Source organism: Trueperella bernardiae (assembly GCF_001469025.1).
In the GTDB taxonomy this organism is placed as follows: domain Bacteria; phylum Actinomycetota; class Actinomycetes; order Actinomycetales; family Actinomycetaceae; genus Trueperella; species Trueperella bernardiae.
In genome coordinates this window covers 14,273-30,586 of sequence record NZ_LNIZ01000011.1, presented here as the reverse complement: position 1 = coordinate 30,586, position 16,314 = coordinate 14,273, and the positions used below count along the sequence as shown (strand labels likewise).

Genomic DNA, 16,314 nt, shown 5'->3' with positions numbered 1-16,314 from the left:
GTTGATCCCGATTCCTTCAATTCCCGCGCCCTATCGAGCTTACGAACAATCTGCTCGGGAGTATGCTTGCTGAATTTCTTCACCATTCATCCATTCTCCCCACCCACAGGCAGGGCATCAATGGACAACACTCAAGTCACCTGGACCTAAAAACCTAGAGCACTCCAACGGTTTCGGCCGCATCCGCCCATATATGCAGATGCGGCTCAGGTCATCCCGCAGATTCTAAGCGCGAGGAGTGCCGCGGCAAAACTGGCCTCGGCCGCCCAGATTACCGGTGTCCATCCGGAGTCATCGGTCCGCGGCCACAGCTCCCGACACCGGGCCCAGATTATCGGTGTGGCCAGCTATTGCGCGTGTCTGTCTTCCCCATCGTGCGTAGAATGAAACACCTGACAGGAAAGGACTTGACATGCCTCAGCCCCACAGAATCATCCTCGACTGCGACCCCGGTCATGACGACGCCACCGCCATCCTCATGGCCGCCAAGCACCCGGCAATTGACCTCCTCGGCATCACCACGGTTCACGGCAACCAGACCCTGGCAAAAACCACACGCAACGCCCTCAACGTGGTGCAGTACCTCGGCCTGGACGTCAAGGTTTACCGCGGGTTGGAGCACCCGATGGTGATCCCGAACCGCCCGGTGGAGGAGCGCGTCCACGGCGACTCGGGCCTGGACGGCCCCGTCTTCGCCGAGCTGACCCGCGAGATCGAGGACAAGCACGCGGTCCAGTACATCATCGAAACTCTCCTCGCCTCTGACGGCGACATCACGCTCGTCCCCACCGGCCCGCTCACCAACATTGCGATGGCGATGCGCCTGGAGCCCAAGATCATCGGCAAGATCAAAGGCGTCGTGCTCATGGGCGGCAGCTACCAGCTGGGCAACGTCACCCCGGCCGCCGAGTTCAATATTTGGGCCGACGGCGAGGCTGCCCACGTCGTCTTCAACAGCGGCGTGAAGGTGACGATGATGGGCCTGGACATCACGCGCAAGGTACTCGTGCTGCCGCACGTGCTCGAGCGCATGGCCAAGCATGACAACCCGGCTGGCAAGCTGTTCACCGACATGATGGGCTTTTTCAACTTGTCGCAGAAGCGCACCTTCGGCTGGGAGGGCGCCCCGCTTCACGACCCGACGACGATCGCCTACCTCATCGACCCTTCGGTCATCACGGTTAAGCACATGCGCACCGACATTGACCTGGGAAGCGAGGCCTCCTACGGTCGCACGAACTGCGACATCTTCGGCATGTCGGAGAAGGAAAAGAACTCCGACGTGGCGGTGGACGTGGATGTGGAGAAGTTCTGGGACATCGTGGAGGAGTGCATCAAGCTCTACGGCTAGGCCGCGCTGTCACCCGGCGGCCCGCGCCGCCTTCGTCGCTTCCTCGACGACGCCGATCAGCTCATGGCCCATCGGGCGCAACCTGGCAGACAACGCTGCTCGGCACACGCAAAGTGTTTTCTCGTCACCTAAATCGGCGATTTGAGTGACGAACAAACACTTTTGGTGACGCGAAACCGAAGCCAGCCCGCCGGGGTGGCGGCAGGCCTGCCACCTGGGCGTTCAGTATGTGGGCGCACGTGGCACCGGGGCCTGATTCATGGCGAAATATACGTGTTCGCACAACACTGCACGAAAGTGAATCAATGAAGAAGCAATTGATCGCCGGGCTTGCGGTTCTTGCGCTGAGCCTCGGCTCTGTGCCCGCAATGGCCGCACCAGAACCACCGCCCGCACCACCCGCTCCGTCCACGACCGCCGAAAAGTCGGTAAAGACCGTGCCCGTCATCGTCACGCTCGACTCGGGCGCAGGCAAGGTTGACGCGACGGCGAAGGCGCTCGCGGCCAAGTACAACATGACGTTGCGCCGCCAGTTCAGCTACCTGGTCAACGGCTTCTCGGCCTACATCCCGGCAAGCGCGATTGCCGAGCTGGCGCGCGAAAAGGGCGTGGTCGCCGTCGACCGCATGCGGGTTTACTACCCGTCAATGGAGTCCGCCACCACGCTGACCCAGGTGGACACCGCGGCCGAAAACCACGGCGTGGACGGGGAGGGGCTGGTGGTCGCGATCGTCGACACCGGCATCGACATCGCCCATCAGGACATGCGTCTCGACGACGGGGTGGACACCAAGCTCGCCCCCGAGCCCGGGTTCACCGCGAAGGTGCCCTACGGTTACAACTTCGCCGACGGCAACACCGAGGTCAAGGACACCACCGCCTCCCAGCACGGCATGCACGTGGCCGGCATCGTGGCGGCCAACGGAGGCGAGGATGCCGACGTCGCCACGAACGGCCGGATCAACGGCGTGGCCCCGAACGCCCAGCTGCTCGCGATGAAGGTCTTCTCCAACGACCCGAACCGCACCGGTGCCGCGGCCGACGACATCATGGCCGCTGTCGAGGAATCCGTGCGCCGCGGTGCTGACGTCATTAATCTCTCGCTCGGCTATCCCAACGGTAACGAGGGCCAGTCGGTGGGCGAGCAGCGCGTGATCGCGAAGGCTCGCGCGGCCGGCGTCGAGGTCATCGTGGCCGCGGGCAACGAGGGCCAGAACGGCTCGCCCACGGGCGTGAACGACGACGCACTCGGACTCCTCGACGACGGCACGGTCGGCTCGCCCTCCACGGGCACGGGAGCCTGGTCGGTGGCGTCGGTCGAGAACGCCACCACGATCAACAGCCGGGGCGTGGCGAAGAACGACGCCGGCGAGTACGACTTCGCCCACCAGCTGCAGGCCGGCTCCACTGACGGCACGCCGATGGAGATCGTCGATGGCGGGCTGGGCAAGGTTGACGACGTGCTGGGCAAGGACTTTGCCGGGAAGTACGTGCTCATCCAGCGCGGTGAGATCCCGTTCAGTGACAAGTTCCTCAACGCCCAGGCGGCGGGCGCTGCCGGCGTCATCGTCTACAACCACGAGGAGGGCGGGGATGAGTTCGCGGGCATGGCCGGCCTGGAGAACGTGACAATCCCGGGTGCCTTCATCGGCCACACGGACGGTGTTAAGCTGCTCGAGATGATCGCCCAGGGCACCACCACCGTGTCGCTCACCAGCGAGGCGCTGATCCAGGCCAACCCGGTGGCGATGACCCCCTCCACGTTCACCTCGTGGGGCGCTGGCCCCGAGCTCGGCTTCAAGCCGGAGATCGCAGGGATCGGCGGCAACGTGTACTCCACGGTCAACGACAACCGTTACGAGACCCAGTCCGGCACGTCGATGGCCGCCCCGCACGTGGCCGGCGTCGCCGCGCTCATGATCCAGAAGGCCGAGGGGGACGGCACCGGGCGCTCGCGCGCAGAGGTTGTGCTGCGTAACCGCGTGGCCCTGTCGAACACCGCGCTCATCCTTGACCACGACGGCGTGCCCTACGCTCCGCGGCAGGTGGGCGCCGGCCTGGTCCAGGTGGACGATGCACTTGACACGCAGGTGTACGCCACCGTGGGCGGCGAGCCGGTGGTGGCGCTGAAGGAAGTCGATGGGTCGACGTCGTTCACGGTGACGCTGGAAAACGACGGCGACATCGATCGCGCGTTCACCGCGGGCGCCACGTGCGTGGTTAACGAGGACGAGGTGAGCAAGGAGTTCACCACCACCTACTGTTCGGACACGGACGCGATTGCGGCGTCGGGCACGGAGGTTATCGTGCCGGCCGGCGGTAGTGCCGAGGTCACGTACACGCTGAGCGTCTCGGGCGAGGACCACTGGACGCAGGGCTGGGTCACCTTCGAATCGAAGGACGAGGACCAGCCGGACCTGTCGGTGCCCTACCTCGGCTTCGCGGGTGACTGGAACGCCGAGCCGATCATCGACAACCCCGCCTACGAGGGCTTCGATGCTCCGATCCTGTCGGACGGCGAGACCACCTTCACCCAAACCTCGCTCTACACCTTCATCAATGAGGGCCTCTACACGTTCGGCGACGGCGAGCAGTTCATTTCGCCCAACAACGACGGGCTGGCCGACGCCGTGTTTGCGAAGGTGGCGTTGCTGCGCAACGCCAAGCGCGTGGAGGTGTCGATCCTGGATGAGAGCGAGAAGGTGGTGCGTGAGATCGGCTCGCAGGACGAGCTGGTCCGCCCCACGCTGAAGGAGCAACTGGAATCGCCGGTCAACGCCGCGCAGACCGACTTCTCCGACATCCGCTTCGACGGCAAGGTCTATAACCCGCAGACCGTGGCCTTCGAGGACCTGCCCGACGGAAAGTACTTCTACCGCCTCTCGGCCCGCATGGGTGATGCGTGGGAGCCGCAGACGCTCGACATGCCCTTCGGCATCGACCGTGTGGCGCCCGAGCTGGAGATCCTGTCCACCGAGAAGAACGACGACGGCGACTACGTGGTTCGCGTCAAGGTCACCGACGACTTCTCCGGGATTAATGCGGTGCAGGGCCGCTTCACCTGGCCCTCGTCCGTGGTGATCAGCGCCGGCGAGCCCGAGGATGACGTCTACACGATGACGATCCCGGGCGGCCTGGCCGACTCGGTGGGCTACTTCGAGATCTACACCTCCGACCGTGCCATCAACGTGGTGCGCAAGACCGTGACGCTGGGGGACAAGCTCGTCATCGAGTCCGAGCCGACACTGGCCGACCTCGACTACATCAACAAGAACACCGAGTCCGATCAGACCGGCGAGCTCCTGGTGGAGGACGGCAAGCTGGTGCTCACCGGCCGCGCTGCCTCCGACGTGGTCAAGGTCCGCGCCGGCGACGCCGAGGTGGAAGTCCCGGAGTCGGGCCGCTTCGAGATCCGCCCCAGCCTGGTACAGGGCGAGAACACGGTGACTGTCGAGGGGTTGAACGCCGACGGCGAGGTGGTGGCTACGAAGACCTTCACCTTCATCTGTGACACGGAGCCGCCCGTCGTGACGATCACCTCCCCGGCGAACCGGGACGAGATCGCGGCACAGGTGGAGGCCGGAGTCGTGAAGGTCGAGGGCACCGTGGCCGACAACCTCGGCGCAGTGACGGTGAGCATCGAAGGGGACGAGGTGGAGGTGGTCGACGGGCGCTTTACCGCCGACGTGCCCGTCAGCCCCGGGCGGCTCACCCTGTCCGTCCACGCGCGCGACGCCGCCGGGAACCTGGGCGTGGGCACGATCGTGCTCGCACCCGCCGACGCGTCCACCCCGCTCGCCCTCGAGGCGAACCTCGGCTTCAACCAGAACTTCAACGTGGTGACCGCCGACGACGACGCGCTGAGCGCCGGGGAAGACGGCGAGTACACCTACCTGTACGCCGGCAGGTTCAACCGGGTGCCGGGCTCGTTCCTGGTGAACGGCGAGCCGGTAGAGGTGGCCGAGGACGGCACGTTCGAAACCCCGGTTGCGTTGCGCGAGGGCATCACGGGCTTCAACGTACGTATCACGGATGTGGACGGCACGGTGCTGGTGGGCAACAAGGTCAAGGTGCTACTTGACCTGACGGCCCCGAAGATCGAGATGAGCAAACCGGGGGTCAACCCTGACGGCGCGCTCTACCTGCGCGAGGCCGGCGAGGTCGAGTTCGCGGGCACGGTCTCCGATAACGCCTTCGGCTACGTGCTGTCCATCAACGGCGACCACGTGGACCAGTTCTTCACAATCGACGACCCGGGCGCAGCGGTCAACGCCCGCGACTTCGCCACGAAGGTGGCGGCCGCCGACGGCGACACCATCCTCGTGCTCCTCGAAGACCACCTGGGTAACGCGTTCGCGCAGCTCATCCCCGTGGTGGTGGACGCTGTGGCGCCGGTGATTGAGGTGGATCTTGAGCCCGAGGCGAAGATGAAGGCCAGCGAGACCCAGACGGTCAATATCCGGGTCACCGACGATCACCTGTCGGACGCCACTGTGTACGTGGATGGCGAAGCCGTTGTGGCACGTCAGACCGTGGTGACGCCGGCGCCTGGCGCCGGGATCCTGCTCGACGAGGGTAAGGACCTGGTGGGTGGCCAGCCGAGTGCGGTGGCTCTGCGCGAGGCCGGAATTGAGGAAACCGATGCCGATGGTGAGGCTGGTGAGGCTGGCGCCGTTGAGGGTGTGACCCTGTTGAGCTTCGAGGTCGGGCCCGACTTCGAGGTTGGCGAGCACGAAATCGTCGTGGACGCTACCGACAAGGCCGGCAACACGTCGGCGGCCGCGGTGCCGTTCGAAGTGGTCAAGGACCCGGACCCGGAACCGGACCCGGTTGATCCGACGCCCAACCCGGATGACACGTTCGTCCCGGGCATCGACGATGGCGACCTCACCGATCCCGATGCCAACGGTGGTCATACGTGGGTGCCGGGCCAGGTTGGCACGACTGACGGGCAGAAGCCGGGTACGCCTGGCGGGCAGGCTGGTCAGAAGGCGCCTGAGAAGGGATCGCTGTCCTACACGGGTGCAGCGGTGACGGGGGTGGCAACCCTGGCGGGCGCGTTGCTCCTGGTGGGTGCGCTCATCCGGCGCCGTGCTAACGCGTAACTAGTGCCTATCGGTTGGGGGCGGGCGGCGATGGCGCCCGCCCCCAACTGCATCCCGTGGCATTCAACTTGTTTCGCCACCACCACTCCGGTTTGCCGAAGCCTTGCGTTTCGGCACACGTAACCGGTTTCGACACACGCAAAGTGTTTTCCCGTCACCTAAATCGGCGATTTGAGTGACGAGAAAACACTTTGCGTGACGCGAAAACGAAGCCGGCATGCGGGAGGAGCGGCAGGCCGGCATGCCGGTGTGCCGGCCTGCCGGACCAGCCCGCCCAGACTGGCCGAGCCCGGCTAGAACTTGCGCAGCAGCACCTGGTGGCCGTGCACCTCGAGCCCGGTGGGCTCGAAGCCCAAGCGCAGGTAGAGGCGGTGGGCGTGCTCGTTCGCGGGGTCCACGGACAGCGAGATCCCGGGAGCCCCGGCGCCCCGCGCAATTTCGGTGACGCCGTCGATGAGCCGAGACCCGATCCCGTACCCCGCATACCGGCGCTCAACCGCGATCGCCAGCTCCGGCACGCCTTCGGCCACGTGCCCAAACCCGTGGTAGTCGTCGGTGCCCCACATGAGCCACGACCCGCCAGCCGGAACGTTGCCCTTCCATGCGATGAGTCCGCCGAGCTCCGGCTTCCAGTTGCCCACGTAGTAGTCGTGCCACTGGTCGAAGTCATCGGGGAGGTCGCCGAGTTCGTCGCCGAAGGTGTCGGTGAGGAAGTTGAGCCGAGCGATATAGGTGCGGTCGGATTCGGTGGTGGGCACAAGGCGCAGATCGGTGCGCGTAGACATCATGGTTATCCTTCCCGAACGAGGGTGGCGATGTGGGCGCCGAAGGCCTCGTCAAACTCGGCGCCGGTTTGCTTAAATCCGAGGCGCTCCCAAAACTCCATGGCCCCGCGGTTTGACACGGCCACCTCGGTGTACGCCGGCACGTCCGCGATCGCATACTCGAGGAGCGCCGTACCGTATCCGCGCCGCTTGACCTCCGGGCGCAGGTAGAGCCCGCCCACTCGCAGGGGTGCCGGATGGCCCGGCCCCATCGCTTCCACGAGGATGAAGCCAACGATGTCGTCGTCGTGCGTAGCGACCCAGGTGGTAGTGGGCCCGGGGTCGGCGAGGCGCGCCATCCACACCCCGTCCATGGAGATGGTGTGGCGGGCGATGACGTCGTCGGGAAGGAGGCCGCGGTAGGTGTCCTCCCAGGAGGTGCGGTGGACGTCGGCGACCGCGGTGGCGTCGAGCGCGGTAGCTGGCCTAATGCGAATACTCATAGGTCTAACGTAGCACCGCTCACAATCCCCGTTGGTCATTCCACCTATCCTTGGTGCTATGAATTTGACGATCGAGACCCAGCTCGCCCACCGCTCCATCCGCGAATTCACCGGGGAGCCGATCCCCGAGGAGACGATGGAGGCCCTGTTTGAGGTCGCGATGCGTACCTCCACCTCGCGCGGCCTCCAGCACGCGGCGCTCATCCGGGTCAAGGACCAGGCTAAGCGTGAGGAGTTGGCCACGATCGGCAAGCAGCCCTACATCGCGCGGGCGCCGGAGCTGATCGTGGGGATCGTGGACGCGCGGCGTTCGGTGCGCATCCGCGAGGAGCAGGGGCTGGATCCGGCGCCGGCGGCGTCGCCGGTGGTGTTCCGCGAGGGTTTCACGGACGCGGTACTCATGATCCAGTCGATGTCCGTGGCGGCGGAAAGCCTGGGGCTGGGCGTGACTCACCTGGGCTCGGTCCTCAACGACTACGCCCGCCTCATCGAGGTTCTCGCCCTGCCGCGCTACACCTTCCCGGTGCTCGGCATGATGCTCGGCAAGCCGGCGCAAAACCCGCAGCTCAAGCCGCGCATCCCCACGGGACTGCGCGTGATGACCGACGTCTACCGCGAGCCCGATTCGTGGATGGAGGCGCTGTCCGATTACGACGCCGACATGCACACCTACTACGACCTGCGCGACGTGAACCGGCGCGTGGATGCCTTCACCACCCAGGTGGCGCGCATCGGCATGCCAGGGCTGCAGGTGAACTTCTTCCGTTACGTGGAGGGGCAGGGATTCGACATGGGTCTGGAAAAGTAGGCCACAGCCAGGTTGGCCCTGTCGGCGGGTCTGTCCGGTCGGCGTCGGGAGACGTGCGGCTCCGGGCCTCCGCCATGCCCGCGGGGGCGCGGGAGGTTAGACTGGGGAGCATGTTCCATCCGTTGCAACAGCACATTGTTGAGACCACGGGCGTGCAGCCCCAGATTGACCCGGTGCGGGAGGTGGAGCGGCGCGTCCAGTTCCTGTGCGACTACTTGTTGGCTACGCACACGGCCGGCTTCGTGCTCGGGATTTCGGGTGGGGTAGATTCCACGCTCGCCGGGCGGCTGGCGCAGCTCGCGGCCGAGAAGCTGCGGGCCGAGGGGCACGAGGCGGCCTTTTACGCTGTGCGCCTGCCGTATGGCGTGCAGGCGGACGAGACTGATGCCGCCGCCGCGATGGCGTGGGTGGCCGCCGATCGCGAGGTGACGATCAACATCAAGGAGGCCACCGAGGGCATCGAGCGCGCGTACCGCGAGGCGATGGGCATGGAGATCACCGACTTCAACAAGGGCAACGTCAAGGCCCGCCAGCGTATGGTGGCCCAGTACGCAATCGCTGGCGACCTCGGGCTGCTCGTCATCGGCACCGACCAGGCAGCCGAGAACACCGTGGGCTTCTTTACCAAGTTCGGCGACGGCGGCGCGGACATCCTGCCACTCGCCGGGCTCAACAAGCGGCAGGTGCGGGCGCTGCTGCAGTACCTCGGCGCACCGGAACAGCTGTGGGCGAAAGTGCCCACCGCCGACCTGCTCGACGGCCGGCCGCTGCGCACCGACGAAGACGAGCTCGGCATGACCTACGAGGAGATCGACGACTACCTCGAAGGCAAGCAGATCTCCGACGGTGCGGCCGCCAACCTCGAGGGCAAATGGGTGCGCTCGCGGCACAAGCGCACCACGCCCGTGGGGCCGGAGGACACCTGGTGGCGATAGCCGGCCCGGGCGGCACCAGCGGCCGGCAGGACCGGGCGCGCTCAGGCCTCCCAGAGAGCCTGTATAGCGGCGGCAAGCGGGCGCAGGTTGTTGCTCTTGATCCGCTGGGTGTTCGCTGACGCGGTGATGCCCAGCCGCGTGGCGGTGTCCTGATTCGCCTCGCCGCGCAGCAGACCGAGCAGGCTATCGCAGACGCCTGGTTTGAGGCTGCTGAGGTGAGCGTCGATGAGGTGCAGGCCCGCGAGAAGCGGCGCCTTGATATCGGGAGAACCCGTCCGAACGCCGGCCCAGCCGGGGGAGGCCGCGAGGTTCTCGACGGCCTCAAGCCCTTCTCGTGCGTGCCACCAGGCGGAGCCATCCTGGATGCCGTCGCCGATGTCGACGATCTCGCCCACGCCGATCCCGAAACGAATGTCGGCGGCGTGTGCGAGCATGGAGAGGCGAAGGAGGTGTGTGGCGTGGATGGCCGAACCAAGTGTGGGGAAGTCTCCCTGGATTTCGTCGCCCACGGTCGGGGCGAGGTCGGCGGCCTCGGGTGGCAGGCTTGCCAAGCCTGCCATGAGCGCCTCATGTGTGTGGGCGCGGTGAGCGCGCGAGTTCACGAGGTCGCCGATCACGGCCACACGTGTAGGTTTATCCTTTATAGTTGCCATATGTAGATATTAACTTAATTCTGGATTGGGGGGAAGGTGCTATACCTCGGCGTCCTGATATATGGCTTGTGTGCCATTGCGGCCATGTCCGGGAACGGACTGATCCGTGCCTTCATACGTCGGATCGATTCCAGTGATGTGCAGCCAGCTCGGATCGCGCTGCTCTCTGCTCAGCGCTCCCTTCCCGGCGGACGTTGGATCGGGATACTCGAGCGGCTCGCAACGTACGTTTGCCTGGTCGCGGGGTGCCCGGGCGGCATCGCGGTCGTGCTCGCCGTCAAAGGCTTGGGCAGGTACCCCGAGCTTCGTAATGACAACAGTGCTCGCGTGGGGGAGCTGTTTATTATCGGAACCTTTGCTTCTATCCTCTGGGCTGTGGCGTGGGCTGGGATCGCCGTCGCTGGAGCGCATGCCGTGCGTCACCTCGGGGGCTGAGCCGGCGGCCGGGTGCGGCTTGAATGGTCCCAAACGGCTAGAATCGTAACGACCAAGAATTTGACATGTGAAAGGTTTGTTGTGGCAAATCTGTTGAGCGCGTCGCCGCTCATGACGGTCTTCCTTGTGGTGGCACTAGGTGGGGTGCTCGGCATTATCCCGTTTGGCAAGCTCCGCTTCGGGGCAGCTGCCGCTTTGTTCGTGGGGCTCTTCATCGGGAACATTGTGCCCGAGCTAGGCGCTCAGCTCGGCCTGCTGCAAAACCTGGGCTTGGCTCTCTTCGTTTACATGGTCGGTTTGTCCGCGGGCCAGACCTTTTTCGCCGACCTCGCCCGCCACTACAAGCTCATGCTCGGCACGGTGTTCGCGGTCATCGTGGGCGCGGTTGCCACGATCGGGCTCGCCCCGCTGTTCGGGCTGAGCTCGGAGCTATCCGTAGGCCTCTTCGCCGGCGCGCTGACGAGCACCCCGGCGCTGGCTGCCGCGAACGCGGCGCTCGGCTCGGCCGAGCCGGGCGTCGGCTACTCGCTGGGCTACCCGATGGGGGTATTTTTCGGGATTGTCATCGTGTCGATGGTCGTGTCACGCAAATGGCCGGGGGGAAACGACACCCCGTCGGTCGCGGGGCAGTCGATCGTGGCGAACACGGCCGTCATCGAACGCGGAATCTCGCTGCGGGCCGTGCCGGGTTACCTCGAGCAGGAGATCCTCGTGTCTTACTTCATGCGCAACGGCAAGACCCGCGTGATCAGCCCGGGCGAGGAGCTCGAGCCGGAGGACCAGATCGTGGTGGTGGGCCGGGAAAACGCGGTAAAGGCCGCGATCGAGGCGATCGGCCACGTGCTTCCCGAGCACCTCGCTGACGACCGTTCACGCGTCGACTTCCGCTCCTTCACCGTCTCGCACAAGGAGCTCGCCGGCTCCACGGTGGCCGAGCTCAACCTGCCCGGCCGCTTCGGCGCCGTCGTCACCCGCATCCTGCGCGGGGACGCCGAACTGCTGGCGGGTAGCCACGAGCGCCTCGAGATCGGCGACCGCGTGATGGTCGCCTTCCCGCGCCGAGAGTACGACGCGATCGAGGACTTCTTCGGCAACTCCGAGCGGACGGTCTCCACCGTCGACGCCGTCGGGCTCGGCCTGGGTATGGTGCTCGGCTTGCTGCTGGGCATGGTGGAGATCAGCCTGTCGAACGGCGGATCGTTCAGCCTGGGGGCGGCGGCCGGCCCACTTATCGTGGGCATGATCCTGGGCTACCTGCGCCGCACGGGCCCGCTCGTGTGGCAGCTGCCGGGCGCAGCGAACCAAACGATCCGGCAACTCGGCCTGCTTCTCTTCCTGGCGGCGGTCGGCATCGCCTCGGGCCCGGCCTTCGCACAGACGGCGTTCTCGGTGGCAGGCCTCAAGGCGCTGGCGATGGGAAGCGTGATCGCGATCGTCGTCCTGCTTGTAACCCTGGTGATGGGCCGGATCCTGGGAGTGAGCGCGCAGCGCACGGCCGGCGTCATGGCAGGGGTGCTCGGCCAGCCGGCGATCCTCGCGTTCGCCAGCTCGAAGGAGGCCGACGAGCGAATCGAGGCCGGTTACGCCTCCGTGTTCGCCCTGTCGATGATCGCGAAGATCCTACTGGTCCACGTCATTCTCGCGTTCTAAACTCGCGGCTCGCCGCCATTTTCTGTGGATAATGTGGTGCGTGTGAATGCTGAGATCATCTGAGAGTGAAAACGATGATGATTTTGTGGAAATACCCAGACAGAGTTGGTGTTTACCCCGGTATTTCGGCTAAATTGAACGCTAGCGGTTCAATCCGAGCCGAACTGTAGGAACAAACTGAGAGGTAGATCTATGTCCCTCAACCGCACGGAGCTTATTGCCAAGATTGCCGACGAGTCCGGCCTCACCAAGACCGACGCCGACAAGGCCATTTCCGCTCTCCAGACCGTCCTCGTTGATGCCCTCGCCGCTGGCGAGGCCGTGAAGATCACGGGCCTCATGTCCGTCGAGCGCACCGAGCGCGCTGCCCGCAAGGGCCGCAACCCGCGCACGGGCGAGGAGATCGAGATCCCCGCTGGCTACGGCGTGAAGATCTCCGCTGGCTCCACCCTGAAGAAGGCTGTTGCCAAGTAAGTCACTTAAGGAAAGGCGCCCCTCGCGAGGGGCGCTTTTTCATGCCCGCGGGCAACGTGGCATCTCCCACCCGGGCTTGGCACGAAATTGTCGGAGGGGAGCAATAGACTGGAGGCATGTCTACCGATCCTCATTCTGATCCCCAGGCCCCGGGCGGGCCGGGCCAGCCGGACGCGCCGTCGTTGGCGCCGGAGTCGACCACCGCAACGCTGGAGCGCACGCGCGAAGAGCGTGAACCGGGCGATGAGGATCGCTACGCCCATTACGTGCGTAAGGATCGCTACACGCAGTCGGCGATTGAGGGCGGGCCCGTGGTGGCGCTGTGTGGGAAGGTGTGGACTCCGGTGCGTAACCCGGATCGCTACCCGATTTGCCCCACGTGCAAGGCGATTTACAAGAACCTGGGTGGTGGCGGGGGAGAGTGGCCGTTTGGCCCGAACCCGCCGGGCGGAGACGGCAAGTGAGCGCCCGCTCACCGCGCCCCCGCTCTGTTTCAGTATCGGCAGCCCAGAACCTTCCTCCTGTCTACCCGCAGCGTGCTGCGTGGGGAACGGCTGGGTCTTTGCGCGCCTGGCAGGCGGCGGCTCTCGACCAGTACTTGGCCACGCTCCCTCGGGATTTCCTCGCGGTGGCGACGCCGGGCGCGGGCAAGACCACCTTCGCGTTGAGGGTGGCCACCGAGCTCATGGCGCGCAGGGTCGTCACTGAAGTCATGGTGGTGTGTCCCACCGAGCACCTGAAGTATCAGTGGGCGGATGCTGCGGGGCGCGTGGGCCTGAAGCTCGACCCGGACTTTTCTAATTCCCAGGCCAACCTGGGCGCCTCCTTCAACGGCGCCTGTGTCACCTACGCGCAGGTAGCCCGGGCCCCGCTCTTTCACCGTCACCGCACGTCGGCCCGCTCTACGCTCGTCATCTTTGATGAGATCCACCACGGTGGTGACGCGTTGAGCTGGGGCGACGGTATCCGCGTGGCCTTCGAGCCCGCCAAGCAACGCCTCTCGCTCACCGGCACCCCGTTCCGTTCAGATTCGGCGGCGATCCCGTTCGTCACGTACGAGTCCGACGTCGATGGCGTGCCGCGCTCCCGCGCCGATTACACGTACGGATACGCCGAGGCGCTTGCCGATAACGTGGTGCGCCCGGTCATGTTCCTCTCCTATACGGGCAGCATGCAGTGGCAGACGAAGCACGGGGAGGTAATGAGCGCCCAGCTGGGGGAGGCCATGACGAAGGACATGGAGGCCCAGGCGTGGAAGACGGCGCTCAACCCCTCGGGTGATTGGATCAAGGCGGTGTTCGGCGCCGCTGATGACCGGCTCACCGTGGTCCGCCAGGGCATGCCCGACGCCGGTGGCCTGGTGATCGCCACCGACCACAAGACCGCCCGTGCCTACGCCGATATCCTCGCCCAGATCACTGGCGAGGAACCCACGGTGGTGCTCTCCGACGACGACCGCGCATCCGACCGCATCGCCGAATTCTCCGCCGGCACGCAGCGGTGGATGGTAGCGGTGCGCATGGTGTCGGAGGGCGTGGACGTGCCGCGCCTCGCGGTGGGTGTGTATGCCACCTCCACCTCCACGCCCCTGTTCTTCGCCCAGGTGATCGGCCGCTTTGTGCGCTCGCGGTCGCGCGGGGAGACTGCGTCAGTGTTCCTGCCGTCGGTCCCGCACCTGCTGGGTCTGGCGGGCGAGCTGGAAAAGCAGCGTGATCACGCGCTCTACGTCGCATCGGACGATCCGGAGGATCTGCTCGAGGCGGCCAATCGCGCCGAAAAGGCCTCCGACGAGCTGGCGGGCGTGGGGTACGCAGCCCTCTCGGCGGACGCCACGTTTGACCGGGTGGTTTTCGACGGGGACGACTTCGGCTCGTGGGCCGCGGTCGGCTCGGATGAGGAGGCGGACTTCCTCGGCATCCCCGGCCTGCTCGAGCCGGACCAGGTGGCCACCCTCTTGCGTGAGCGCCAGGCGGAACAGAAGAAGGGTGCGGGCGCCACGGAGGCCCGCAGCACTGTTATAGATTCGCGGCGCCGGCGCGAGGCCCGCAAGCAACTGTCCAGCCTGGTGGCGGCCTATGCGGCGAAGACTCAGCGCCCGCACGCGCTCATCCACACTGACCTGCGCCGGGCGTGCGGGGGACCGGAGGTGGCACGCGCCTCGCTAGATGAGGTGGAGGCCAGGATCTTGAAGATCCAACAGTGGTTCGTCGGCAGGAAATAGGAGACGGGGCCGGGTCGCCAGACCCGGCCCCGCCCCATTCCGGGCGTTCCTATGCGCGGTGCTCTGCGATGTCCACCATGATGGTCGGCAGGGCCGGGTCGCCTTCGGAGAGGCGCCAGGCCGGGTACGGTAGGGCCGCGCGGGAGTTGCGGTGTTGCTCGGCGGCGTGGGCTAGGGAGTTGCGTGCGACGTACTGCTCGTCGACAACCCCGCCCTCGACCAGCTTGACCTGCAGCGGCCGGGCCTCGTGCTCGGCCAGATATGCCAGGCCCTCCTCCCACGAGTCGGCGGCCACCACGATTTCTTCGAGCGCGCGGCCCGTCTCATCGTGGGTACGGCCGGCCACCTTGAGCCCGCCCACCGACGTCTTCGAGTCGGACTTCTTGGCCACGCCCTGCATGGTGCCGTCCGCGCGCTCGCGGGCCACGAGCTTGTAGACGAGCTGCGCTGTGGGGTGGCCGGAGCCGGTCACGAGCCGCGTGCCCACGCCGTACGAATCAACCGGCGCGGCACCGAGCGCCGCGATGGCGTACTCGTCCAGGTCGGAGGTGACAGTGATCTTCGTCGTCGTCGCCCCCAGATCGTCGAGCTGCTTGCGTACCTTGAACGCTTGCGCCACGAGGTCGCCCGAGTCGATGCGGACCGCGCCGAGCTCGCCGCCCGCCTCGCGTGCCACGCGCACGGCCAGCTCCACGCCCTTCTCCACGTTGTACGTGTCCACCAGCAGCGTGGTGCCAGTGCCCATGGTGGCGATCTGGGAGCGGAAGGCTTCCTCTTCCGAGTCGTGCAGGAGGGTGAAGGAATGGGCGGCGGTGCCGATCGGGCGGATCCCGTACAGGCGGCCTGCCTCCAGGTCGGACGTGCCGGTGAACCCGCCGATCACCGCGGCGCGTGCGGCCGCCACCGCGGACCATTCGTGGGTGCGCCGGGCGCCCATGTCGAGGCAGGGGCGGTCGTGTGCCGCGATCGTCATGCGCGAAGCGGCGGTGGCCACAGCCGAGTCGTAGTTGAGGATGGACAGCAGCACGGTTTCCAGCAGCACCGTCTCAGCGAACGTGCCCACTACGGTCATGATGGGCGAGCCGGGGAAGTACAGCTCGCCTTCGCGGTAGCCGTAGATGTCGCCGGAGAAGGTGAAGTCGGTGAGGAACGCGAGCGTCTCTTCGGACACGACGTTGGCCTGGCGCAGGTAGTCAATCTCTTCGGGCCCGAAGCGGAAGTTCTTCACGGCCTCGAGTGCGCGCCCGACGCCGGCGACCACACCGTAGCGCCGGTGGCCCGGCAGGCGGCGGCCGAAGACTTCGAAGACCGAGCGGCGGTTCGCGGTGCCGGACTGCATCGCCGACTCAATCATCGTCAGTTCGTACATATCAGTGAGCAGGGCAGTGCTCGTCTTATTCGTCATGCTTTCAAGG

Annotated in this window: 13 protein-coding genes; 9 read left to right on the top strand and 4 right to left on the bottom strand. The window is 66.0% G+C overall.

What is annotated here, in order from left to right:
• Positions 1-412 precede the first annotated feature (412 nt).
• Both AQZ59_RS08640 and AQZ59_RS08635 read left to right on the top strand, forming a co-directional pair.
• Complete coding sequence (locus AQZ59_RS08640) at positions 413-1,351, top strand: nucleoside hydrolase (protein WP_062614248.1); 939 nt, start codon at positions 413-415, stop codon at positions 1,349-1,351.
• Between the two features lie 305 nt (positions 1,352-1,656).
• Positions 1,657-6,456, top strand: coding sequence for a S8 family serine peptidase (locus tag AQZ59_RS08635; protein ID WP_062614247.1), 4,800 nt, complete (start codon positions 1,657-1,659; stop codon positions 6,454-6,456).
• Positions 6,457-6,749: 293 nt separating this feature from the next.
• On the opposite strand, the gene AQZ59_RS08630 is transcribed toward AQZ59_RS08635, so the two are convergent.
• Positions 6,750-7,244, bottom strand: coding sequence for a GNAT family N-acetyltransferase (locus AQZ59_RS08630; RefSeq protein ID WP_236698704.1), 495 nt, complete (start codon positions 7,242-7,244; stop codon positions 6,750-6,752).
• A 2-nt stretch (positions 7,245-7,246) separates the two neighbouring features.
• The gene (locus tag AQZ59_RS08625; protein ID WP_062614246.1) at positions 7,247-7,723 is read right to left on the bottom strand and encodes a GNAT family N-acetyltransferase; all 477 of its coding nucleotides are present in this window, start codon (positions 7,721-7,723) and stop codon (positions 7,247-7,249) included.
• Between the two features lie 58 nt (positions 7,724-7,781).
• On the opposite strand from AQZ59_RS08625, the gene AQZ59_RS08620 reads away from it, so the two are divergent.
• Together AQZ59_RS08620 and nadE are read left to right on the top strand one after the other, a co-directional pair.
• A complete protein-coding gene (locus tag AQZ59_RS08620; protein ID WP_062614245.1) occupies positions 7,782-8,531 on the top strand; it encodes a nitroreductase family protein in 750 nt (249 codons plus the stop codon).
• Between the two features lie 110 nt (positions 8,532-8,641).
• Positions 8,642-9,466 (top strand): ammonia-dependent NAD(+) synthetase, encoded by an 825-nt coding sequence (gene nadE / locus AQZ59_RS08615; protein ID WP_062614244.1) that lies wholly within the window; start codon positions 8,642-8,644, stop codon positions 9,464-9,466.
• 41 nt (positions 9,467-9,507) lie between these two features.
• On the opposite strand, the gene AQZ59_RS08610 is transcribed toward nadE, so the two are convergent.
• Complete coding sequence (locus AQZ59_RS08610) at positions 9,508-10,119, bottom strand: SatD family protein (RefSeq protein WP_070446537.1); 612 nt, start codon at positions 10,117-10,119, stop codon at positions 9,508-9,510.
• Positions 10,120-10,203: 84 nt separating this feature from the next.
• Between AQZ59_RS08610 and AQZ59_RS08605 the strand changes: the two genes are divergently transcribed.
• From AQZ59_RS08605 to AQZ59_RS08585, 5 genes are all read left to right on the top strand, one after another.
• The gene (locus AQZ59_RS08605) at positions 10,204-10,554 is read left to right on the top strand and encodes a hypothetical protein (RefSeq protein WP_062614253.1); all 351 of its coding nucleotides are present in this window, start codon (positions 10,204-10,206) and stop codon (positions 10,552-10,554) included.
• 111 nt (positions 10,555-10,665) lie between these two features.
• Positions 10,666-12,204 (top strand): aspartate:alanine exchanger family transporter, encoded by a 1,539-nt coding sequence (locus AQZ59_RS08600; protein WP_062614252.1) that lies wholly within the window; start codon positions 10,666-10,668, stop codon positions 12,202-12,204.
• Between the two features lie 192 nt (positions 12,205-12,396).
• On the top strand, positions 12,397-12,678 hold the full coding sequence (locus AQZ59_RS08595; protein WP_062614242.1) for an HU family DNA-binding protein: 282 nt from the start codon (positions 12,397-12,399) through the stop codon (positions 12,676-12,678).
• 116 nt (positions 12,679-12,794) lie between these two features.
• A complete protein-coding gene (locus tag AQZ59_RS08590) occupies positions 12,795-13,142 on the top strand; it encodes a DUF3039 domain-containing protein (RefSeq protein ID WP_062614241.1) in 348 nt (115 codons plus the stop codon).
• Entirely contained in the window at positions 13,139-14,899 is a 1,761-nt protein-coding gene (locus tag AQZ59_RS08585; RefSeq protein WP_062614240.1) for a DEAD/DEAH box helicase, read from the top strand. The genes AQZ59_RS08590 and AQZ59_RS08585 overlap by 4 nt, the downstream gene beginning before the upstream one ends.
• A gap of 49 nt (positions 14,900-14,948) precedes the next feature.
• On the opposite strand, the gene AQZ59_RS08580 is transcribed toward AQZ59_RS08585, so the two are convergent.
• Positions 14,949-16,304 carry a nicotinate phosphoribosyltransferase gene (locus AQZ59_RS08580; RefSeq protein WP_062614239.1) on the bottom strand — a complete coding sequence of 452 codons (1,356 nt, stop codon included), beginning with the start codon at positions 16,302-16,304 and terminating at the stop codon, positions 14,949-14,951.
• Positions 16,305-16,314: the final 10 nt, after the last annotated feature.

Coding starts and splice junctions, on each gene's coding strand:
- AQZ59_RS08630 (WP_236698704.1), bottom strand. CDS start 7,244: ATGATGTCTACGCGCACCGATCTGCGCCTTGTGCCCACCACCGAATCC.
- AQZ59_RS08600 (WP_062614252.1), top strand. CDS start 10,666: ATGACGGTCTTCCTTGTGGTGGCACTAGGTGGGGTGCTCGGCATTATC.
- AQZ59_RS08605 (WP_062614253.1), top strand. CDS start 10,204: ATGTCCGGGAACGGACTGATCCGTGCCTTCATACGTCGGATCGATTCC.
- AQZ59_RS08580 (WP_062614239.1), bottom strand. CDS start 16,304: ATGACGAATAAGACGAGCACTGCCCTGCTCACTGATATGTACGAACTG.
- AQZ59_RS08635 (WP_062614247.1), top strand. CDS start 1,657: ATGAAGAAGCAATTGATCGCCGGGCTTGCGGTTCTTGCGCTGAGCCTC.
- AQZ59_RS08625 (WP_062614246.1), bottom strand. CDS start 7,723: ATGAGTATTCGCATTAGGCCAGCTACCGCGCTCGACGCCACCGCGGTC.
- AQZ59_RS08610 (WP_070446537.1), bottom strand. CDS start 10,119: ATGGCAACTATAAAGGATAAACCTACACGTGTGGCCGTGATCGGCGAC.
- AQZ59_RS08620 (WP_062614245.1), top strand. CDS start 7,782: ATGAATTTGACGATCGAGACCCAGCTCGCCCACCGCTCCATCCGCGAA.
- AQZ59_RS08640 (WP_062614248.1), top strand. CDS start 413: ATGCCTCAGCCCCACAGAATCATCCTCGACTGCGACCCCGGTCATGAC.
- nadE (WP_062614244.1), top strand. CDS start 8,642: ATGTTCCATCCGTTGCAACAGCACATTGTTGAGACCACGGGCGTGCAG.
- AQZ59_RS08595 (WP_062614242.1), top strand. CDS start 12,397: ATGTCCCTCAACCGCACGGAGCTTATTGCCAAGATTGCCGACGAGTCC.
- AQZ59_RS08590 (WP_062614241.1), top strand. CDS start 12,795: ATGTCTACCGATCCTCATTCTGATCCCCAGGCCCCGGGCGGGCCGGGC.